This window comes from Nostoc sp. DSM 114159 (assembly GCF_053470285.1).
This window is the reverse complement of sequence record NZ_JBPFEH010000001.1, coordinates 7,040,833-7,060,586: the sequence shown is the minus strand read 5'-3', so window position 1 is coordinate 7,060,586 and position 19,754 is coordinate 7,040,833. Positions and strand designations below refer to the sequence as shown.

The 19,754-nt window shown below is 41.8% G+C and carries 23 protein-coding genes; 12 read left to right on the top strand and 11 right to left on the bottom strand.

Annotation, left to right across the window (positions count from 1 at the left end):
• The first annotated feature begins 173 nt into the window (after positions 1–173).
• Both ACR5KR_RS29875 and ACR5KR_RS29870 read left to right on the top strand, forming a co-directional pair.
• Positions 174–386 (top strand): type II toxin-antitoxin system HicA family toxin, encoded by a 213-nt coding sequence (locus ACR5KR_RS29875; RefSeq protein WP_448269068.1) that lies wholly within the window; start codon positions 174–176, stop codon positions 384–386.
• Positions 386–616, top strand: coding sequence for a type II toxin-antitoxin system HicB family antitoxin (locus ACR5KR_RS29870; RefSeq protein WP_335086728.1), 231 nt, complete (start codon positions 386–388; stop codon positions 614–616). Before ACR5KR_RS29875 ends, ACR5KR_RS29870 begins: the two co-directional genes overlap by 1 nt.
• 40 nt (positions 617–656) lie before the next feature.
• On the opposite strand, the gene ACR5KR_RS29865 is transcribed toward ACR5KR_RS29870, so the two are convergent.
• The 3 genes from ACR5KR_RS29865 to ACR5KR_RS29855 form a co-directional block, all read right to left on the bottom strand.
• Positions 657–1,274 carry a Uma2 family endonuclease gene (locus ACR5KR_RS29865; RefSeq protein WP_448269067.1) on the bottom strand — a complete coding sequence of 206 codons (618 nt, stop codon included), beginning with the start codon at positions 1,272–1,274 and terminating at the stop codon, positions 657–659.
• 184 nt (positions 1,275–1,458) lie between these two features.
• Positions 1,459–3,267, bottom strand: coding sequence for an ABC transporter ATP-binding protein (locus ACR5KR_RS29860; RefSeq protein WP_448270386.1), 1,809 nt, complete (start codon positions 3,265–3,267; stop codon positions 1,459–1,461).
• 342 nt (positions 3,268–3,609) lie between these two features.
• A complete protein-coding gene (locus ACR5KR_RS29855; RefSeq protein WP_445628827.1) occupies positions 3,610–3,768 on the bottom strand; it encodes a hypothetical protein in 159 nt (52 codons plus the stop codon).
• A gap of 89 nt (positions 3,769–3,857) precedes the next feature.
• Here ACR5KR_RS29855 and ACR5KR_RS29850 point away from each other — a divergent pair, with 89 nt between their 5' ends.
• Both ACR5KR_RS29850 and ACR5KR_RS29845 read left to right on the top strand, forming a co-directional pair.
• Positions 3,858–4,076 (top strand): hypothetical protein, encoded by a 219-nt coding sequence (locus ACR5KR_RS29850; protein WP_094342777.1) that lies wholly within the window; start codon positions 3,858–3,860, stop codon positions 4,074–4,076.
• Positions 4,069–4,491 carry an aspartyl protease family protein gene (locus ACR5KR_RS29845; RefSeq protein ID WP_448269066.1) on the top strand — a complete coding sequence of 141 codons (423 nt, stop codon included), beginning with the start codon at positions 4,069–4,071 and terminating at the stop codon, positions 4,489–4,491. The genes ACR5KR_RS29850 and ACR5KR_RS29845 overlap by 8 nt, the downstream gene beginning before the upstream one ends.
• 195 nt (positions 4,492–4,686) lie before the next feature.
• Here the strand turns inward: ACR5KR_RS29845 and ACR5KR_RS29840 are convergent, their stop codons facing one another.
• Both ACR5KR_RS29840 and ACR5KR_RS29835 read right to left on the bottom strand, forming a co-directional pair.
• Positions 4,687–5,817, bottom strand: coding sequence for an aldo/keto reductase (locus tag ACR5KR_RS29840; protein ID WP_445628825.1), 1,131 nt, complete (start codon positions 5,815–5,817; stop codon positions 4,687–4,689).
• 162 nt (positions 5,818–5,979) lie between these two features.
• On the bottom strand, positions 5,980–6,477 hold the full coding sequence (locus ACR5KR_RS29835) for a bifunctional nuclease family protein (RefSeq protein ID WP_190730096.1): 498 nt from the start codon (positions 6,475–6,477) through the stop codon (positions 5,980–5,982).
• A 353-nt stretch (positions 6,478–6,830) separates the two neighbouring features.
• Between ACR5KR_RS29835 and ACR5KR_RS29830 the strand changes: the two genes are divergently transcribed.
• Entirely contained in the window at positions 6,831–7,511 is a 681-nt protein-coding gene (locus ACR5KR_RS29830; protein ID WP_448269065.1) for a riboflavin synthase, read from the top strand.
• Between the two features lie 69 nt (positions 7,512–7,580).
• Here ACR5KR_RS29830 and ACR5KR_RS29825 read toward each other — a convergent pair whose 3' ends face one another.
• Both ACR5KR_RS29825 and ACR5KR_RS29820 read right to left on the bottom strand, forming a co-directional pair.
• Positions 7,581–9,188, bottom strand: a complete 1,608-nt coding sequence (locus ACR5KR_RS29825) for a M23 family metallopeptidase (protein ID WP_448269064.1) — start codon at positions 9,186–9,188, stop codon at positions 7,581–7,583.
• Between the two features lie 89 nt (positions 9,189–9,277).
• Positions 9,278–10,099, bottom strand: a complete 822-nt coding sequence (locus tag ACR5KR_RS29820; RefSeq protein WP_448269063.1) for a biotin--[acetyl-CoA-carboxylase] ligase — start codon at positions 10,097–10,099, stop codon at positions 9,278–9,280.
• A 77-nt stretch (positions 10,100–10,176) separates the two neighbouring features.
• Here ACR5KR_RS29820 and pgeF point away from each other — a divergent pair, with 77 nt between their 5' ends.
• Positions 10,177–10,962 (top strand): peptidoglycan editing factor PgeF, encoded by a 786-nt coding sequence (gene pgeF / locus ACR5KR_RS29815; protein WP_448269062.1) that lies wholly within the window; start codon positions 10,177–10,179, stop codon positions 10,960–10,962.
• A gap of 261 nt (positions 10,963–11,223) precedes the next feature.
• Here the strand turns inward: pgeF and ACR5KR_RS29810 are convergent, their stop codons facing one another.
• The 3 genes from ACR5KR_RS29810 to ACR5KR_RS29800 form a co-directional block, all read right to left on the bottom strand.
• Entirely contained in the window at positions 11,224–12,702 is a 1,479-nt protein-coding gene (locus ACR5KR_RS29810; RefSeq protein WP_448270384.1) for a glycosyltransferase family 87 protein, read from the bottom strand.
• Positions 12,703–13,239: 537 nt separating this feature from the next.
• Positions 13,240–14,283 carry a polysaccharide pyruvyl transferase CsaB gene (gene csaB, locus ACR5KR_RS29805; protein ID WP_448270382.1) on the bottom strand — a complete coding sequence of 348 codons (1,044 nt, stop codon included), beginning with the start codon at positions 14,281–14,283 and terminating at the stop codon, positions 13,240–13,242.
• A gap of 215 nt (positions 14,284–14,498) precedes the next feature.
• Entirely contained in the window at positions 14,499–14,639 is a 141-nt protein-coding gene (locus tag ACR5KR_RS29800) for a hypothetical protein (protein ID WP_448269061.1), read from the bottom strand.
• Between the two features lie 103 nt (positions 14,640–14,742).
• Between ACR5KR_RS29800 and ACR5KR_RS29795 the strand changes: the two genes are divergently transcribed.
• From ACR5KR_RS29795 to ACR5KR_RS29770, 6 genes are all read left to right on the top strand, one after another.
• Complete coding sequence (locus ACR5KR_RS29795) at positions 14,743–15,453, top strand: TVP38/TMEM64 family protein (RefSeq protein WP_448269060.1); 711 nt, start codon at positions 14,743–14,745, stop codon at positions 15,451–15,453.
• A gap of 108 nt (positions 15,454–15,561) precedes the next feature.
• Positions 15,562–16,560, top strand: a complete 999-nt coding sequence (locus ACR5KR_RS29790) for a glycosyltransferase family 2 protein (RefSeq protein WP_445628814.1) — start codon at positions 15,562–15,564, stop codon at positions 16,558–16,560.
• A gap of 246 nt (positions 16,561–16,806) precedes the next feature.
• Positions 16,807–17,142 carry a DUF2499 domain-containing protein gene (locus tag ACR5KR_RS29785; RefSeq protein ID WP_445628813.1) on the top strand — a complete coding sequence of 112 codons (336 nt, stop codon included), beginning with the start codon at positions 16,807–16,809 and terminating at the stop codon, positions 17,140–17,142.
• Positions 17,139–17,438, top strand: a complete 300-nt coding sequence (locus tag ACR5KR_RS29780; RefSeq protein ID WP_099099640.1) for a DUF3593 domain-containing protein — start codon at positions 17,139–17,141, stop codon at positions 17,436–17,438. Before ACR5KR_RS29785 ends, ACR5KR_RS29780 begins: the two co-directional genes overlap by 4 nt.
• A 48-nt stretch (positions 17,439–17,486) precedes the next feature.
• Entirely contained in the window at positions 17,487–18,260 is a 774-nt protein-coding gene (hisA, locus tag ACR5KR_RS29775) for a 1-(5-phosphoribosyl)-5-[(5-phosphoribosylamino)methylideneamino]imidazole-4-carboxamide isomerase (RefSeq protein ID WP_448269059.1), read from the top strand.
• Between the two features lie 495 nt (positions 18,261–18,755).
• Positions 18,756–19,160 (top strand): hypothetical protein, encoded by a 405-nt coding sequence (locus ACR5KR_RS29770; protein WP_322672272.1) that lies wholly within the window; start codon positions 18,756–18,758, stop codon positions 19,158–19,160.
• Between the two features lie 195 nt (positions 19,161–19,355).
• Here the strand turns inward: ACR5KR_RS29770 and ACR5KR_RS29765 are convergent, their stop codons facing one another.
• Entirely contained in the window at positions 19,356–19,547 is a 192-nt protein-coding gene (locus tag ACR5KR_RS29765) for a hypothetical protein (RefSeq protein WP_445628811.1), read from the bottom strand.
• Between the last annotated feature and the right edge of the window lie 207 nt (positions 19,548–19,754).

Sequence of the window (19,754 nt, the reverse complement as noted above, 5' to 3'; positions counted from 1 at the left end):
TCATTACTCAACTTCAACTGTGAAGGGTAAATTAGGAGTGAAGATCGTACAGCAAGTTGATACTCCCAGGTAATACATACTTTACACAGGCTATGGATCACTCAATTCGATTAAGCGATCGCTTCCTCAGCTTAATAGACAATAATCAGTATGGCGATTTAGATTGAGGGTAGATGCCTAAAAAAATTAAAGAGTTAAAGGCAATTTTGTTGAAGGCGGGGTTTATCTATCGTCCTGCAAAAGGTAGTCATACCTTCTGGACTCACCCATTGATACCTGATGAACCAGTTACCATTGCTGGAAAAGATGGAGACGATGCACCCCGATATTTGGAAAAGCAAGTCAATCGTGTTTTGAAGCAACTAGGAGAAATAGAGGAAGAGTAATGAATGATCGCTATAGTATGGTAATTCAATGGTCAGATGAGGATAATTGCTACTTAGTACATTTACCTGAATTCCCTTGGCAGCAATTCCACACTCATGGCAAGACTTATGAAGAAGCCGCTAAACATGGGCAAGAGGTAATTGAGTCTATGATTGAATGGTATAAAGAGCAAGGAAAAGCTTTGCCAGAGCCAATTACTTTTCCTCAGAAACCGTTAAAAGTGGCTTAAATCTTTTTAAGATGCTTTGCACAAGTAGGGTAATCGCACCTTACCCCAATTCCTCAACATCAATACTTTCCCCTTCCGACTCAACAGGCTCAAACTTCACCTTGTTGTATAAATCCTGTAGAGAAATTTCAAATGGTACGGTTACAAGTGCGATCGCTTCATCTTCTTCATCATATTCACGAAGCATCCATTGCTTTTTCCCAGTTTTGGAGAATTGATCTACATGAATCCGATTTTGGTCAATTAATACATATTCTTGAAAGGTAGAAATAGTTCGGTAAGCCTGAAATTTATCTTCGCGATCGTAGCCTTTGGTAGATTTTGATAAAACCTCCACAATGACCTGTGGGTTGACAATTATATCCTTTCGGTTGTTGAAATACTCCGGTTCACCCGCCAGAATCATCACGTCTGGATAGGTGTAGGTACGCTTTTGGAATATCCACAGACGAACATCACCCATGAAAACGCGGTAATTCTGCTTTTTAAAAGCAAAATTCAACTCAGTACTTAAGTTAAGTGCTATTTGATTGTGATTTACTGTTCCACCCGCCATAGGAATTATTTGCCCGTCAATGTATTCACTTTTGTAGTCAGCAGCTTCTTCTAACTCTAAATATTCCTCTGGCGTATAGTATCGCTGTTTTGTTATTTGCATAATTTTATCGGGTAGCAATGTTTAACGATACGGAGTGTCTAGGCACTAAAGATATTTTATCCATGTTGACCGAACTGGTTAACAGGTTAGATAGAGGTTTTATGTGCTTTCTACAAGGTGAGCGTAGGCGCAGCCCGCCGTAGGCATCGCTATCTCAATTCACATAGTCTTTTAACTTCTTTTCCTATTGATAACCAGCGGCTTGTAACAGAAACAATTTGGCGTAACGTCCTCCTAGCTTTAACAAATCTTCGTGAGTTCCCTGTTCTATAACTTCGCCGTTTTCTATAACTAGAATTTTGTCAGCCATTCGTACCGTTGAGAAGCGATGGGAAATCAAAAGTACCATCTGATTTTGAGTAATCGAGCGAAAATGATTGAAAATTTCAAACTCAGCTTGGGCATCTATTGCTGATGTTGGTTCATCTAACACCAAGATATCTGCTTGCGATCGCATAAAAGCACGAGACAAAGCAATCTTCTGCCACTGTCCTCCAGAAAGTTCTTGTCCTCCTTTAAACCAACGACCAAGTTGAGTCTGAAAGCTTTGAGGTAATTGGTCAATAAAAGATTGGGCCATACCTTTTCGGGCAGCAGTTTTCCACTGTGTTTTATTTTCGAGATGTTCCACATCGCCTACGCCAATATTCTCTCCCACAGTGAACTGGTAGCGGACAAAGTTCTGAAAAATCACACCAACGCGACGCCGCAACACATCCACATCCCATTCCTGCAAATCCAAGCCATCTAAAAAAATTCGCCCGGAGTCTGGTGTGTAGAGTCGGGTAAGTAATTTGATTAAGGTAGTCTTACCGGAACCGTTTTCACCCACAATTGCCAGTTTTTCTCTGGGTTTTAAGTGCAGCGAAATGTTTCTCAATGCTGGCTTGGAACTTCCCGGATAAGTAAATGAGACATTCTCAAAACGGATACCATCTTGGGAATTTAAACCAATGGTTGCCTTACCCCAAGATTTTGGTACTTCTTCTTCCAGAAAATCATAGAGATTTGATAGATATAGGTTGTCTTCATACATCCCTCCAATAGAAGTGAGGGCATTGGAGAAAGTAGACTGTCCTTGGCGAAACACGGTGAGATACATTGTCATATCTCCCAAAGAAATCTTACCTAGCACTGTTTCCAGCACAATCCAAGCATAAGCTAAGTAAAAAGCACCAGTACTCACTAAACTCAAGAGATATCCCCAAAGTCCTCGTCGCAGAGTTAAATCGCGGTCTTCGCCATATAGTTGATCGAATAGGCTGCGATAACGTCCTAGCAGCATCTCTCCCAACTGGTAGAGTTTAACTTCTGTGACAAAATCTTCTCTTGCTAGCAGATTTTCTAAGTAGTTTTGTTGACGGGTTTCTGGCGCACGCCAACTAAACAAGCGAAAGGCTTCTCCAGCAAATTTTGTTTCGGCAATAAATACAGGCATAGCTGCCAAAACCAGTACCACCACTGCCCAAACTGAGAAATTGACCAGCAAAATCCCGTAGGTGATTAAGGATAGGGCATTTTGCACCAACCCAAAGGTGCGGTTTACTAGGGAAAGGGGACGAACCGATGCTTCTCGTCGGGCATTGGTCAATTTGTCATAAAATTCTGAGTCTTCAAACTGCCTAAGATCCAGTGTCAGCGCCTTTTCTAAGATGAGTACATTTACTCGCTGACCCATTAGCGCCCGCAATAACGACTGACAAATAGTGATTCCTCGCTGACTGCCTGCTAGTAAAATTACAGCGATCGCTTCTAATCCTACATAAAATAGCGAGGGGTAAATATTGACAAAACCATCGCTTTGTGTATTAGCTTGAGATGCAAATACCACTGCATCAACAATTAACTTACTAATGTAAGATATCGCCGCCGGTAAAAGACCAGCAACTATTGTTAAACTAGCCAGAAAAATAGTAAGCGATCGGCTAGTAGTCCATACCAAGCTTACAGCTCGTCCACTGTAGCGGAAAACCGTCAGTGATTGGCGCAGGATATTTCTTTTTTTTTAATCTTCATCTTTCTTGCCGCGAGATACCCCAGCTTGGGCGGATCTTCCTAACTCTATTAAATCTTTATTAATTTTACATTTTTCTAAGAATGTTCGCTGAAAACCCCGAAGTTAAAACCTAAAAACTAGTTTTGTAGGGTGTGTTATGCCGTGGGCTAACGCACTAGGGTGTTAACTTTGTACCATTTTAGGTGTTCAAAATTCATGCAATATATATATGCCAGTAGTTCTAATCAAGCGGACTACGAACAGCTTTACCCAGAAAGAAGGTAGCTGTAATGCTTGATATATTAGGATTTAGAAAAAAATTATATGGAAAACTGACTTTTACACAAAGGCTTTCAAATAGCTGTTATACATATAGCTCCAGAGGGTGCAATTGTACAGGTCAAAGTAGGGCGATCGCCTATCGTCGTAGGCTGGGTTGACAACAGGAAACCCAGCATCACTTTTCTCTGGCAGTATTAACCAGAAGCCAGATTGCACTATAAGCTGCAACCGTGGATGCAATCGCGAGGCTAAAATGAGAGGGCGATCGCTTCCTTTCACCAGCCCTCAGACGAGGAGATTCTCAAATGCCATTAGCTGAACTCATGTCACAAATCCAAGAACTTCCAAAAATTGACAAGCTTCGGCTAATGCAGTTCCTTGCCACAGAACTGGTCAAGGAAGAAGATGCAAACTTTTTTGTTGCGAACCGGGAGTATCCAGTCTGGTCGCCGTACAATTGTTCTGAGGCTGCCAATGTCTTGATGAATCTTCTGGCGACAAAGCAGCAAGAGAAGAATGGTTGACACTCAAAAATTTCCCTACAAAATCATTGATAGTAGCCTTGGCATGGTTGATCAAATGCCATACATACCTTTGACGCTCAGTCTTAATGGTCAATCTCTGAACACTGAAGGTTTATTGGATACAGGTGCAAGCGTTAATGTTTTGCCCTATGAGTTGGGTTTACAACTGGGCTTAATTTGGGAGGATGAAACTCTCTCAGTTCTATTGACAGGGAACTTGGCTCGATTTGAAGCTCGTGCAGTCGTTGTTGATGCTCAAGTCAGTTCATTCCCCACCATTAATCTTGCATTTGCTTGGACACAAACACCCAATGTGCCTTTAATCTTGGGGCAAGCTAATTTCTTCTTTGAGTTTGATGTTTGTTTCTTCCGCGCGCGTTCTGAATTTGAAGTTCGTCCCAAAGAGGTTGGATAAAATGAAGATAGGAGCGTCAGTTGGCAGCGATTGCTGAGGTACGGTCTAACAATCTCGTTGCACACCGACTGTACAGAGTCTCTGATTTTCGGTGCATTAGGACTAATATCCATAACGCACCCTACCAGATTCAAGCCAATGTGCATGAGGTTTTCCGACTTGTGTGTACACAGTAAGTCTTTAGACCGGAGAGTGTCAGCTCCACAATCTCCTACCTACTTTCCCATTTAATCTTTGATGAGTATCTTCCAACAAAGCTGGAATATCTAATTTTGCTGGACAGCGAGGCAAACAGTCACCACATTCTGTACAACGGTTGCCTTTCATTCCAGGGAACCAGTGACCAGCATTTTCAAACATTCCGTAACGATATTGGCCATAGTCTTTCATGTCGTATGCCACAGCGAGATTACGTAACCGTAACACCTCTGGAATATTAATATTTTCTGGACAAGGTAAACAAGCATAACACTGGCTACAATTATCAGTTTCCAAAGTAAGTTTTTGGTGATTTTCTAACTGCTGGAAAGTGGAAATTTCTGCTGATGTTAACTCTCCATCATGGTCAGCAATTTGCAAAGGTTCTCTTAATTCACCTGGGTTAGCTGGCCCTATACTCAAAGTAGTAATACGGCGATCTGAAAGTAAAAATCGATAACTTAGTTCTAAGGGTGAATACGGGTAACACAGGTCTTTTAAGGTTTGAGGTGGCGTGTAGAGACGTCCTCCCTTATCAGCAGGGGAAATAATGAAAATGCCCATATCCTTTTCGGCAGCTAGTTGAATCGCTAGTGCGTGCCGTTGAAAAAAATAGTAATAATGCAGATTGACAAATTCAAATAAATCTGTATTTATTGCAGCCTGAATTACCTCTAATGACCCGTGGGTGGAAAAACCGACGTGTCGCACTCGACCATCAGCAATAGCTTCCTCTACTGCTTGCATACAGCCATTTTTGGCTTGCACCCATTCCAAATGTTGCCACGTATTCAAACCATGAACACCTAAGCAATCTAAATAATCTAGTTGTAATCGTTCTAGGGATTCGTCGATGCACCGACGCATGGTGTCAGCATCTGCTGTGGCTGAGATTTTGGTAGTGACATAAAGCCTAGTTCGGGGTACTGACAACCCAGCTTTTAGCGCTCTACCAAGATACTCCTCGCTTTTGCCATAACCTCGGGCAGTTTCTAGATGATTAATTCCTAGCGCTAAGGCTTGTTCGATGGTCTGGTGAGCATTTTCAAAATCAGCCAAGTAGCGCATTGTTCCCAAGGAAAAAACCGAGAGGCGCAGATTCGTTTTTCCAAAGCGTCGGTATTGCATTTTTAACAAAGAGTTAGGAGTTAGGAGTTATAAGTTAGGAGTTGAAGGAAATAAATCATAACTCTTAACTCCTAACTTTTTTTGCTTACAAGTTAGGAGTTGAAGCAAAATAACTCATAACTCCTAACTACTAACTCATAACTCATAACTCATAACTTTAATTTAGCTGTCGTCATTACCAAAGCGCTTGATCAAATCTTCAGGACGGAGATTAGAAATAAATTCACGGAAGGCTTGCTGTTCGGCTTCATCTGCATCGCGATCGACAGGGATAGAAGCATCGGCAATGACTTCTTCCATTACCCAAATGGGAGTATTTGTACGGAGGGCAATAGCGATCGCATCGCTAGGACGCGCGTCAATTTCTTTTTTGACTTCGCCTTGCTGGACAATTAAAGCTGCATAAAATGTATCCTTTTGCAGGGAATGAATAATCACCTTTTCTAGAGTCATATTCCAAGTCTCTAGAATATTTACAATCAGGTCGTGAGTTAACGGTCTAGGGGGCTTCTGATTCTCCAGTGCACCCATAATTGCCCTAGCCTGTTCTTGACCAATGTAAATTGGCAAAGCCCGACGATCTGAAGAATCTTTCAAAAGGACGATCGGGCTGCGAGTTATGGCATCTAATGCTATGCCAGCGACTTTCATTTCAATCATTGCCTAAGCCTCTACAATGCTTTGAGAGTCTTGGATGCCGTGTAATAAATAGCACCCCTTTTTAGGCGGTTTGGTGACAGTAATAAACATAAGCATTCGTTCTCTATAATTGCTTCTATTAAACTCCGAACTTGTGGTGAAAACCAGAGTAAGTCAAATTGGTCTTCTTAGACAATAACCTTCTTACCCAAGTATGCCCTGTGAAGGATGCTAATGTGTTAATATTCCTATGCGAAAAAACTTTGCGAAAAAAAGTCAGAAAATATACTTGGATGTTCGAGATTTCTGTGACAATTACCAATTGATTTCAGGCAAAATTAGGCAATAAATAGAGTTAGTTTGACAAAAAAGCCGTGTTTACAGGATTAATCCAGGCATTAGGAACGATGGAACCCTTGGGGGGCGATTCTTGGCAAATTACTTGTGTAAGCCAGTCGGGTGAAGTAATTATGCAAGATTTGGCTTATGGCGACAGTGTTGCTGTAGATGGTGTTTGCCTGACAGTGGAACAAGTTTTAAAAGACGGGTTTATTGCCACGGCTTCACCGGAAACTCTACGCCGCACGACGTTGGGAGGTGAGCAAACCCAAAAAAGATATGTCAATTTAGAAGCGTCGCTCAAGGTAGGCAGCAAAGTTGGCGGTCATTTTGTGATGGGTCATGTAGACGGCATCGGCCGATTACTAGTGGCCGAACAAACGGCTAGTTCTTGGGAAATGACCTTTATTGCTTCCGCTGCGATCGCACGGTACATTGTCCCCAAAGGTAGCATTGCCGTCAATGGCATCAGTCTCACAGTCGCCGCTTATGAGCCAGAACTCTCCCAATTCAAAGTAGCGGTAATTCCCCTGACATACAGCGAGACAAATCTTCGCTACTTGGTTTCTGGCAGTTTGGTAAATCTAGAAGGGGATATTCTCGGCAAATACGTCGAAAAATTCCTTTATTCTGGCAACCCCCACACCAGAGCTAATGATGACAATAGTATAGATGGCATTACACCCGCATTCCTCGCAGAACACGGGTATTTGTAAGTAACTAAAGGAGTTTGGAGTTTGGAGTTTTAAATTCATAACTCTTCACTCCTCACTCCTAACTTTCTTCTAACTGCCTGGTTCTTGACTAACCTGAGCAGTTTGCAAACCCCGCACTAACTGACTGAGGGCACTTTGTAATTCCACGCCTGGGTCAGAAGCAACCCACCCATCTTGTGTCAGGTGACGAACTTCAAAGTGCAGGTGAGGGCCTGTGGAGTTCCCAGTGCTGCCAACTCGCCCGATGACAGTTCCAGGCTGTACCCACTGACCGGGTTGAACAAGGATTTCTGACATATGACCGTAGAGAGTTTGTTCAGCAGATTTGTGATTTAGGATAACAGTTAAACCATAACCACCCACCCAATTAGCAGTTTCCACTTGACCCGCAGCAGCAGCCAAAACTGGTGTTCCTGTAGGCGCACCCAAGTCTGTACCAGCATGGAACCGTTGAGTACCTGTGATTGGATGAATTCGCCAACCAAACAAAGAAGTAATGGGAGCGGGAATAGATAGGGGATACATCATTCCCGTACCACTATAGGCGACTCTCCCCATGTAGGGGATTTGCGGCAATACTGATGCCAGTGAGAAGTCGTAAGCTACGTTGCTGGGGCGGGGTGCAATGTTACCATCTGCCATTGGTGGCGGTAAAGTCCCACCACTTGGTGCAATCGGAGCTGCACTTACTCTGGTAGGACTGAATTCAGCGGGAGTCGGGATAAACCGATTCGGGCGAAATGCGCTCTTGGTGACGACACCGCTAGAACCACTTTGAGCAGCACGCCATCTACTAGTATTGCCAGTAGTTGCAATTGGCCGCACGGGTGGAACTACTACTGGTAATTGAGCGTTTTGACTTCTTCTGAGCCAATTAGGTGCTGATTTACGATTAGAATCAGCTACACTTTTTTGGGGTACTTTGGCACAAACGCCGCCTAATACACTTTGCCCTGATGGCAAAATGGCTCGACAACCACTAGAGCGTTCTGTAACAATTACAGAGTTTGGTGCTTGATAAGTAGCTGTTGCACCACTGTCATAACTATTAGGATCGATATAAGCGTTATTATAATCCTTGGTTTTTTGTGCCGTTGCACTGACAGGGCTGTTAGAGTTATTTGATGGTTGAGCAACTACTGGAAGTTTTTCAGGTGCATAGCGGGCAGGGGCATTGGGTTTTTCCTGTCTCACCCTTACAGGAGTAACCTGGGAAGCTTCTACTTTGGGCTTTGACTGTCTGATAATTACAACAGGTTCAGCTGCTTCGATTTTAGGTGTAGACTGCCTAACTGGCTCTTTTGATTGAGCAACCTCTGGCCTGCCTAGTCTCTGTCTGAGTCTGGCTCGCCGTTGGGAAAATTCCGGTTGCGCTTGAGCGGCTTCCGGCGCAGCAGCCTGTTTTTTAACACTTTGGCTTCTCTGCGAGACGCTGCGCGAACGCTCAGTGTTAACTGGATTTTTAACGGCTGTTGGCTGAGAACTTTCAACAGTAGGAACGATGTTATCTATTTGTGCTTCCGTTTGGGCAAATACGAAGCCACCGCTAAGGAGGCTAACGCTACTCAGCCAACAGAGGCTCTGAGCTGGTAGCGTTGAGGCAAAACGTTTTTTTGTCAGACTTTGCTGCCATAAGTAATGCAAACGATGATCGGCAGAATTATTGCGCTGCGTCATTTGTTCTCTCAGTTGTGTGTAATTGCCTAAAGAGATGATGCTAGTGGTTTGTCTTGCCCCGAGAGCGAAATTTTGAACAAACCTCAAATTTAAACGGAAGATTTATGGTGGTACCCCAAACTGATTGTACCGGGTTCAATATAAATTTCCGGTGAAATTAATTCCTTTGTATCATGTGTTTCTAAATCAACTCGTAAATTTCCTTGAAGAGTCACCCCAACTACTGTACCTGAAAGATTATTGACGTACACCCGATCGCCTATGTTTGTAAACAATTCTAAATAGCGAGACAAGAGTATATTTACTCCTTCTTGTTCAAGGCACTCCATACCGGATTCTATTCCTAGCAAGACTCTAGAGGTTAACATTTCCAGACAAGAAATTGGTCTGCTATCTTGGGAAGCTTGCCACGATTCCAGATTGATTCCAGTTTCTGGTACTGGGTTTGTCCAGTTAATACCAACACCAATTACTGCTTGGGTGATTTGTCCTTTGTTTACTTTGGTTTCTGTCAAAATGCCGCCTAGTTTGCGACCATTTAAAACTAAATCGTTAGGCCATTTTATCCCAACATCTATACCGTGTTGACGCAATTGCGACGCAATTCCCCAAGCAGTGGCAAAAGTTAGCTGATAGCTGTCAGTAGCTTCTATTTTGTGGTCGAAAGAAATTGCCACGGAAACATATAATCCCCCAGCCGGAGAAATCCACTGGCGGCCCCATTGTCCCCGCCCAGCAGATTGCACAGTTGCGATTACTACTGTTCCTGAAATAGCCCCTTGGTTGAGTAAGTTCCAGAGGGTTTGGTTGGTTGAGGAGACGCTTTCAAAAAAGTGAAGAGAAAATGGTAAATATGTATGCTTACGCCCTGCTAGCAAGGCTGCTTCCAAGTTTTGCAGATTAAATCCCACAGCAGTTAACCCAAATTCCGTTGTTCAAGTTAGCATTGATTGGCTGATGAGTGATTTCTGTTTAGGTTTGGTTGAAGATGCACACTTGGCACTGGCGCAATTGGGAAGGACTCCCCTATCTAACTTGTAGTATTCTGGAACGTTGGCATCACGGCTTCTTTACCCACCAGTTTTGGCCGCGATCGCCACAAGTTATCACAGAAGTATTGCAACCAGAGGCATCAGTCTATCGCTTAAAGCAGGTTCATGGCAATACTGTTCTCACCCCCCAAGAAGTTGAAAGCTTCTTAACCACTGCACAGGAGGATTTCGCATCGGCAGATGGTTTAATCAGCGAACAGCCAAAACAAGCGGTTTGGGTCGCTAGCGCAGATTGCACACCCGTGTTGATTGGGGATGTGCGAACTGGACAGGTAGCAGCATTACACGCAGGCTGGCGGGGGACTGCCAAGAAGATTGTTCCCTTGGCGATCGCTAGATTACAATCTCAAGGCAGCAAACTTGATGATTTACGGATTGCGATGGGCCCAGCGATCGCTGGTGAGGTTTACCAAGTCTCTATCGAAGTGGCTGCCGAAATTGGGGCTAGCATTATATCACATAATGACGAAGAAAAAATCGTAACTGCATTACATGAGTTACCAAATTCACCTTTGCTAGAAGACCCCGATCCAGGAAAGGTACGGCTGGATGTGCGGCGAGTAAATACCTTACAACTGGAAAATATGGGAATTAGTGCAGAACAAATTGCGATCGCACCTTATTGTACTTTCCAAACTCCAGAGCATTTCTTTTCTTACCGCCGCGAAAAAGAGAAAAAAGTACAGTGGTCAGGGATTGTCAGCAGCCAAAGGAGTCACTAGTAGCCTGTCAGCTTTTTTGAATTAAGGGATAAGCAAGTTAGTAGTAAGGACTTTAATGCTTATTTTCTAAGCACTAAAGTCCTGACTAAAAACCCTTCAAACTAAGAGCTAATTTGTCAACTAAAGTAAAGTACTTGTCTAATCAGGGTTTCAGTAATTTAAGTCAATACAGCACTTATTCGCTGAAACTTAGACCTAGCAATGAGTTGAGTACCCTTCAGATTTTCTTTACGAATCAGCTATAACTAGACAAACTACAAACTATAAATTTGATACTCCATTAAAAGGTTCAAATTTCATCATTTGTTTTTGAGGAAGGGAACTAATTGCTAAGAGTAAAATACTCAGTGTAATTCCTAAAACCGCATAACTCGGTAGGGCGAAGATAGTTACTTTCATAATGTATGGCAATTGTCCTGCTTTTACGTTCCAATGATTTGCTAGCGAGTGGATGAGCCAGCCATGAACAACTGCTGTTTGCACTGCAATACAGCAAACCCCTACGAACCAAACAGACATTCTTATCCTAGAGAATTTACAATACCTGATCTGATACAGGAAATCATTTAGCAAAAAAACAACAGCAGGTATTAACATTACAGAACTAGTTTCCTGCGAATAATTGATGCCAATACTCAAGCAAGAAACTAGTACCATTTCTACTAAATATATTTTTTTTGACCAGTTGGTGACAGATTGTTGTAAATACCAATACCAACCCGCCAAACCAAGAAGTATCAAAACAATTAAGTTTGACAAAAGCTTGGCAAAGAATGGGTTATTGGGAACTAATCTTGGGCCCACAACCATCAAATCGAGACGACTGATTGATATATAAGGGCTAACTGCGGGATCATTTTGCCAGAGAGAAAATCCACGAGATGAATCGGACACGAATTGTGTCAAAGAATTACCTGTCAAGGCTAAACCTAAAAATGCTAGAGCCGTTACTGTGAAAACAGATACAAAAACTAGAGAGAAGCGTCTTTTAAGTAGAAAATAAAGAATGAATAATGCAGCTAATGTTGGCTTACAAAGGGCAATTCCCAAGCAAATTCCTGCTGGAATATCCTGATTTTTTCTAGCCAAGATAAACATCCATAAGGTCAGAACCGCAATAAAAATTGCAATATTACCAACTTGAAGATCGCGAACTACGCCATAAATCAAGGCAACCGAAATTGTGCAAATAGTTCTTAGAGCTAGTGACTTTGACTCTAGCAATATATTCGCTCCCCATAAGGCCAAACCGATTGCTAATATATGCATTAAAATTGAAATTTTAAATGCAGTATTCATTGAAAAATAACCGAGAAACCAGATGAGAGGAATAATATTAGGTGGATAGACAAACGGTGGAAGAGATCCACACACCGTAGTTATGGTACAGAAATTTTGGTTAAAAATCTCAACATTAAACGGACTCAAATGCTGATGAGCCAATTTACTCGCTACATAGTACCAGTGAAAATCCCATAAAGGTGCATTTGGCTGGTTTAGGAAATCAATTAGCCAGCCTGTATAACAGAGAAATCTCGTAACAACTAATACAACACATCCTTGGATGAAAAAGTTAACAATTGGTTGACGAAAAAATTTTATTAGCCGTTGGATGACTGAAGATTTTAAAAATAAAGAATTTTTCCAGGCTGCCTTTTCTTCATCTAATCGCCAATTATTGTTGAGAACTAAAGCAACTAAAATTAGTATAATTAAGTTCCAAAAGCCAAAGCTTATCATTAGAATTATTTCAATCATTATTTTTGCATTTAGTAAATAATATCGCTAAAGCAAATATGTACAATTAAGACTAAGATATTTTTATAACTACTTCATAAAGTTTTTACAATTACTCTATGTACAATTAAGACTAAGATATTTTTACAAACACTTCATAAAGCTTTTAAAATTTCTTCCCGCCAAAAAACAATAAAAACAGGAAAATATGTATTTACATCGCTACACGACATGATGATTTTGAACAATTTATAAGTTATAGAAGTTAACCCTTTCAAGGGGGTAAAAATATTACTTGAAAAATCCTTTTTAATCTCTTTTATCGGTGCTGTCTGCGTATGTAGGGGTTAGTTCAGTTACTTTTAACCAGAGAGGAGTGAGTGCGCCCTTGCAGTTAGTTACCCAGCCTGTTCGCGCTATTAGCGTTCCCGCAAGATAGCAACTGACATAGCATAGAGATAAAAAAAGATATTTTACAAGTCACCTTGAAAAGGCTAGTTCTAGAAGTTTTACATTTTCTTCGCTTTAAATTGTTTAATCTTATTTATTAAATAAAACGTGGCTTAATAACTCGCGGTGCAATAATGCCCCATCTACTAAAGATTGGATTTTCTCTGATGATAAAGGATCGCCATTGGCGTAATGCTCCATCCAAGTCAGACCAATCAAATTGGGGTCATCGGGTAAACTCGCTAAATCCCATCCAGGCATTTCTAAATCTTCCATCAGGCGATTTACCTTGGGGTCATAACTAAGAGCAAAACAACGACAACCCTCAGCAGCAGCCATAATTAAACTGTGCAAACGCATCCCAATTGCCATCTCGACACCGCGAAACACACCTTTTAAAAGTTGCGGATCTTCCAGACACAAAATTTTGCTAACATTTTTAAGATGTGGTTGAATAGCTTCGGCAATACTTAAATCTTCACTTTTTTGAAACGGTAGTAATAAAATAAAAGCCTGCGTAGCTTTTTGAAAGTCAACCAAAGCGCGAGTTAAGTTTGCCAGACGTGTTTCTGTAAGTTGGGGATGCGATCGCAACGTTACCGCAACTCTCGGCGCAGGTAAATCCCAAAGTCCTGGTACTGGTTGAGATTCCAACGCCCAAACCGGATCAGGAGCTATTATATAAGGAATTTGCCAATCAGATAATAAAGCCGCACTGGCGCGATCGCGGACACTAACTTTGGTACACTTACTAAAGGTTTGCTTTGCCAACCAACGAGTTTGCGGACGCACCAAAGGGCCAATACCCTGCGCCCAAGCAACAGTTTTCAAACCCATTTTCTGCGCCAATGCCATCAGTCCCCCATAATAAAATGGGCTGATAGTACTGGTGACATCTTGAATAAGACTCCCGCCGCCCCAAATTAAGGCATCACTTGAGCGTAAAGCTTGTAGTACAGCCAAAGGAGCCATGCGATCGTAGGTTTCTACATTGTAGCGATCGCGGGTTTCCTCTGGATTACCAGAAAGCACCACAGGCGTTACGTGAGATGGTAACATTTGCAAAAGCGTTGCCAATAAAGCTTCGTCACCACCATTACCTTTACCGTAATACCCAGACAATAATGCCCGCATCTTGACCATTTTGGATTTTGAATTTTAGATTTTGGATTGATTAATAGCTATTGTGAAATGAATCTCTGTCCCCCATATAGATGGTAAACTCATTCCCAAGTTCTATAACAGCGGTCAAACAACTGAGGACATTCATTGGCAAATCGTCAAAGAACTACTGTCACAGTTATCCATAGCAGACTTGTCCTAAGCAGGATAGCAGGCGCTATAATTACTTACATTTTTTCGACTCCGAAGTGTTTACTTCCGGTTTCATTGACATAAGTCTTGCTACCTTGCGCTTTCTTGGTCTGTGCTTGGATACTGGGATAAAAGTTACGTCGCTTCTCTTGAAAACTAGCCAATACAATAGACATCTAGTGAAAAATCCTTGTAGAAACTCGAAATTTCGCGTCTCTACAAGGATTTAAATTTTCAAAAGATGGGTTTTGTTACACAAAAAGTAGGAGTAGAGTTCTAATGTGGAACTTGAAAACTGGTATTTTGCTACTGACGCTGAGTTGCATAATTGCAACTGGTATAACCGTATATCTTCTTGGTGGCATTGAACCAGTACAAATTCAAGCTTTGCTGAAATCTTCTGGTATCTGGGCACCTATTATTTATATTGCTTTATACGTTGTGGCAACCATGTTAGTTTTGCCCTCAACGGTACTAAATTTGACTGGAGGTGCCATTTTTGGCCCTTGGCTGGGTACTGTCTGGACTAGTTTTGGAGCAGTCATTGCGGCAATAATTGCCTTCGTTTTTACTCGAACTATTGGACGCAAAGCAGTTGCAAAACGACTAGCAGGACGCTGGCAAGCTATGGATGCTGAGGTGCGTCGTGGAGGGCTTTTTTATATGTTTGCCATCCGATTAGTACCAATCATGCCCTATGGCTTGGTCAACTTTGTCGCGGGACTGACTTCGATTAGCTTTAAAGATTATGTTCTCGGTACAACACTTGGTACTGTTCCTAGTGTCTTACCTTTTGTACTACTAGGTAGTTCTGGTCTGAAGGCAGTGAATACGGGCGATTTTTTGCCGCTAATACTTGCATTAGGTTTAACTGGAACACTGGTAGCAGGGTCTACTTGGTATCGCCATCGTCGAACTTTTGCCAAAAAAGCTGTAGAAAGCCTGAAAAAATCAGACTCTTCAGATAACATAAATCCGAAGAATAAATAAAGTATGAGAATGAGACTTGAGTCTTGCTAGGTATACTGTGAAGCAAACCTTTACGATCGCAAGCAGCCTGTTATCTTAGTTGTAAAAAAAATTAAACAATATTTTTAGATGCTACCAAAGTATTCATTCATTGTTCCAATTTATAACGAAGAAGAAATTATTCCAGAACTATACCGCAGACTGAGTGCAGTCATGAATCGGATGGATGGGCTTGTCGAATTAATTTTAATCAATGATGGTAGCCGCGATCGCTCCCTACAATTACTACGAGACCTCCATCAAAAAGACCCGCGCATTTGCTATCTGAGCTTTGCTCGTAACTTTGGTCATCAAATTGCCGTAACTGCTGGTCTTAATTTTGTCCGAGGTCAAGCTATTGTCATCCTTGATGCAGACTTACAAGACCCACCAGAACTAATCCCCGACATGGTTGAAAAATGGCGACAAGGTTATCAAGTCGTCTACGCTCAACGCACTCAACGCCTTAAAGAAAGATGGTTTAAGCGTTTTACTGCCTATTTTTTTTATCGTATCCTTAAGAAGCTTGCAGATGTAGAGATTCCTACTGATACTGGTGATTTTTGTCTAATGGATCGGCAGATTGTAGATATTCTTAATTCTATGCCAGAACGTACCCGCTATATTCGTGGTTTACGTTCTTGGGTTGGCTTTCAGCAAACAGCAATTCGGTTCGAGCGCAACCCCCGCTTTGCTGGGGAAGTTAAATACACTTTTAGCAAATCTTTAGTCCTTGCTATCAATGGTCTAGTGTCTTTTTCAATAGTGCCACTGCGGTTATCAACCTACTTAGGCTTAGTAGCAGCGGCGGTGGCCATCTTCATGGCTTTATTAGTCTTGTATTGGCGTCTTTTTGTCCCCCATTCGCCTTTAACTGGGTTTACGATTATTTTGATGGCAATTTTCTTTCTCGGCTCTGTGCAGTTAGTCAGTGTTGGCATCTTAGGTGAATATATAGGGCGCATCTACGAAGAAGTTAAAGCCAGGCCCCTATATACTTTGGCAGAAGTAGGTGGTTTTGAGCGCAAATCCTTCAACTCAACGAGCAATTCTGACAAACTGGATAATTTAGAAGACGCTTATAAATAAGAATCTCAATACTGCTCGGTTAAAGGGAAAAGGGTAAGGGGAAAAGGAGTATAAGGCTCGATATATAAGGTTTTTTCCCTTTTAACATGAGTCCCTTTCCCGCAAAACCCGACAAGTATTGATAAGAATCTTTATTTGGCGTTGCATAATCAAGGTTTGTTTAAACAAATATAAAATTCAATATATATCACCTTGACAGTGCTACTCTCCACTCCAAATCCCTAACTCCCAACTCCTAACTTTCTTATGCACGCCCTTTCGATTCCTACCTGGATTATTCATGTTTCTAGCGTTATTGAGTGGATTGTCGCCATTTGGTTAATCTGGACTTACGGCGAACTGACTAATAACCGCAGCTGGTGGGGATTATCCCTGGCGATGTTACCAGCTTTAGTCAGCGCTATGTGTGCTTGTACCTGGCATTATTTCGACAACGCCGAATCTCTGGAATGGCTGGTAACGCTTCAAGCTACCATGACTTTAGTTGGTAATTTTACACTTTGGGCGGCGGCGTTTGTGATTTGGCGTTCTACCAAATCTGTCAACACTGTTGAACCAAAACCTATCAAATCAGAGCAATGATTTCTAAAGAAACCCTGTTTGCACTTTCACTGTTTCCCTATTTGGGTTTCTTGTGGTTTATCAGCCGCAGTCCGCAAATGCCGCGTTTAGCGTTGTATGGATTTTACGGCACTCTCGTTTTTGTTGCCATTACCATCCCGGCGGGGATTTATGCTGTATTGCATTATGGCGAGTCTTTAGCCAATGTGGATTGGTTGCACGGTAGTGCAGAACTATTTTTGACGCTTTCTAACATCTTGCTTGTGCTAGGTTTTGGGCAAGCTGTAAGGCAATTACAAATGAAAAATGAAAAATAGTAAATTTCAGCTATAGATAGCGTTTTGATTGCAATAAGGAAGAGTTAAATGGACGTAATTCCAGCGATTGATTTACTAGAAGGTCATTGTGTGCGACTGTATCAGGGAGACTACGATCGCTCGCAAGTTTTTAGCGAAAATCCTGCTGATGTTGCCAAACAGTGGGTAGAGCAAGGTGCTACTAGATTGCATATAGTTGATTTAGATGGTGCTAAAGCAGGTAAAGTAGTAAATCTGGGGGCAATTGAAGCGATCGCTCAAGCAGTGTCAGTACCCATTGAAATTGGTGGAGGATTGCGCGATCGCACCAGTGTACGACAAGTATTTAATCTAGGCATACAGTGGGCAATTCTCGGAACCATTGCCGTAGAACAACCCCAGTTAGTCCAAGAACTTTGCCAAGAATTTCCCGAACAGATTATTATCGGTATTGATGCCCGTAACGGTCGAGTCGCAACTCGCGGCTGGTTAGAAACCTCAGAAGTTTTAGCAACTCAACTGGCTGTACAAATGCAAGAATTAGGCGCAGCCGCCATAATTTACACAGATATCCACCGCGATGGTACACTGACAGGGCCAAATTTAGAAGCTTTGCGAGAACTTGCAGCAGCAATTTCCATCCCGATAATTGCTTCTGGCGGGGTAAGTTCTGTCACCGACTTGTTGAGTTTGTTGGCGTTAGAACCTCAAGGCGTGACTGGCGTAATAGTCGGACGTGCCTTGTATACTGGGGATATTTTACTCAAAGAAGCATTACGAGCGATCGGGCCTGGGCGAATTCAGGATATTCCACCCAATCTCGGTTTTTCTACCTTTGCTTGACATTTTCTTGGCAAGTTCGCTATCAAAATCTAGAATTACCCTGGTTGCGCTGGTGGGATAGATAATCAAGGATGCGACAAATAGACCATCTTGTAGAGACGCGATTCATCGCGTCTTTAGCCAAGAATGTATTGCAATCATTAATTGAGTTGGTATTAGTTTAATTATTTTGACAACTATCTTTAGATAGATAAGGTAAACACTACATTATTTCTGATTACAAATCCCTTGTTAATGGAAAAAATCTACACCCCATATTTGATCGATTTTGTCAAGATGTAATCCCTTGTATGATTTAAAAAATCAGTAAGGCCTTCTCTGGACTGAATTTATATTAATGCTTTCAGTAGATGTAGTTATGACTTTGCAAATGCAATAATGAATATGTTCTCAAACAATATAGTTGCTGTGATTCAGATAAAAAATTAAAATTTTATCAGACTCTAGTAACTTTGGTTTTTAGAAAATTGTTTGATGTTTTGAGAAGGTAACACAATGAATAAAATCCTAAAACGCGCACTTTTACCCAGCCTCATGGCTGCAAGTTTAGCTGGTGTAACCTTAGTTCCCGCCAAACCGGCTGCTGCTGATGACCAAGTATTAAGAGATGCAGGTATCGGAGCTGTTACCAACGTTGTAACCGGAGCTGTTAGGGGAAATGGCAGTGTATTAGGGAATGCTGTTAAAGGTGGTGTCACTGGTGCAGCCGTCAACGGTGCAAATGGTCTGAGAAATACTCGCAATCGCCGTCACCGGAACGCTGCTCAAGATGTTGGAGTCGGTGCAGGGGCTAGTGCATTGACTGGTGTAATTACTGGCGATAAAAGAGATACTCTTGGCAATGCTATTGATGGTGCAGCTGTTGGTGGCGCAATCCATCTATTAACCAATGGTAAATAATTGGTAAATTCATCAGTTGAAATATTTTCCAACGGTAAACGAACTTATCCTTCCCTAATCCTTCCCTAATTGCTCTCCTTCGTAAAAGGAACAAACCTAACCTCGCTTCCTTAGTAGGAAGCGAGGTTGTAGGTTAGATTTATTTGAGATATATACCACCGTCACCATTAGATGATTTAGGTTTAATAGTAATCCCTAGCCCTTCAACGCCTTTCTAAAGTTTCGACGATAAGACTGATTTGTAATAAACAAAGCTGGCCATAGCAAAGATAAACCAATCCGATTAGTCAAAGTTGGATTAAAATTAGTCCGTCCAAACCCATTCCAAAATTTCCAAGCGCCGCCTCCGTAAACCACTATCAAGCCAATAAAAATTAAGGTAGTCATTCCCATCAACTCCGTTAGTAACTGACAGAATTTAAGTTAAGTTTTAACACACGAGGTAATCACCTCATAAGCAACACCGAGAAGGTATGACAAAACTCCCCAGTTTTGGACATATAAGCCAGTTAAACACACATTCTCTTATTCCAGTGTAGATTAGCCTCATGCATCCGAGCTAGTTATCAGCGGTGGCAAGCTAGTCAAAGGATG

Bases quoted from the DNA above. Each gene is read 5' to 3' on its own strand.
- ACR5KR_RS29875 (WP_448269068.1), top strand. From the start codon at position 174: ATGCCTAAAAAAATTAAAGAGTTAAAGGCAATTTTGTTGAAGGCGGGG.
- ACR5KR_RS29870 (WP_335086728.1), top strand. From the start codon at position 386: ATGAATGATCGCTATAGTATGGTAATTCAATGGTCAGATGAGGATAAT.
- ACR5KR_RS29865 (WP_448269067.1), bottom strand. From the start codon at position 1,274: ATGCAAATAACAAAACAGCGATACTATACGCCAGAGGAATATTTAGAG.
- ACR5KR_RS29850 (WP_094342777.1), top strand. From the start codon at position 3,858: ATGCCATTAGCTGAACTCATGTCACAAATCCAAGAACTTCCAAAAATT.
- ACR5KR_RS29845 (WP_448269066.1), top strand. From the start codon at position 4,069: ATGGTTGACACTCAAAAATTTCCCTACAAAATCATTGATAGTAGCCTT.
- ACR5KR_RS29840 (WP_445628825.1), bottom strand. From the start codon at position 5,817: ATGCAATACCGACGCTTTGGAAAAACGAATCTGCGCCTCTCGGTTTTT.
- ACR5KR_RS29835 (WP_190730096.1), bottom strand. From the start codon at position 6,477: ATGATTGAAATGAAAGTCGCTGGCATAGCATTAGATGCCATAACTCGC.
- ACR5KR_RS29825 (WP_448269064.1), bottom strand. From the start codon at position 9,188: ATGACGCAGCGCAATAATTCTGCCGATCATCGTTTGCATTACTTATGG.
- pgeF (WP_448269062.1), top strand. From the start codon at position 10,177: ATGCACACTTGGCACTGGCGCAATTGGGAAGGACTCCCCTATCTAACT.
- ACR5KR_RS29810 (WP_448270384.1), bottom strand. From the start codon at position 12,702: ATGATAAGCTTTGGCTTTTGGAACTTAATTATACTAATTTTAGTTGCT.
- csaB (WP_448270382.1), bottom strand. From the start codon at position 14,283: ATGCGGGCATTATTGTCTGGGTATTACGGTAAAGGTAATGGTGGTGAC.
- ACR5KR_RS29800 (WP_448269061.1), bottom strand. From the start codon at position 14,639: ATGTCTATTGTATTGGCTAGTTTTCAAGAGAAGCGACGTAACTTTTAT.
- ACR5KR_RS29795 (WP_448269060.1), top strand. From the start codon at position 14,743: ATGTGGAACTTGAAAACTGGTATTTTGCTACTGACGCTGAGTTGCATA.
- ACR5KR_RS29790 (WP_445628814.1), top strand. From the start codon at position 15,562: ATGCTACCAAAGTATTCATTCATTGTTCCAATTTATAACGAAGAAGAA.
- ACR5KR_RS29785 (WP_445628813.1), top strand. From the start codon at position 16,807: ATGCACGCCCTTTCGATTCCTACCTGGATTATTCATGTTTCTAGCGTT.
- ACR5KR_RS29780 (WP_099099640.1), top strand. From the start codon at position 17,139: ATGATTTCTAAAGAAACCCTGTTTGCACTTTCACTGTTTCCCTATTTG.
- hisA (WP_448269059.1), top strand. From the start codon at position 17,487: ATGGACGTAATTCCAGCGATTGATTTACTAGAAGGTCATTGTGTGCGA.
- ACR5KR_RS29770 (WP_322672272.1), top strand. From the start codon at position 18,756: ATGAATAAAATCCTAAAACGCGCACTTTTACCCAGCCTCATGGCTGCA.
- ACR5KR_RS29765 (WP_445628811.1), bottom strand. From the start codon at position 19,547: ATGACTACCTTAATTTTTATTGGCTTGATAGTGGTTTACGGAGGCGGC.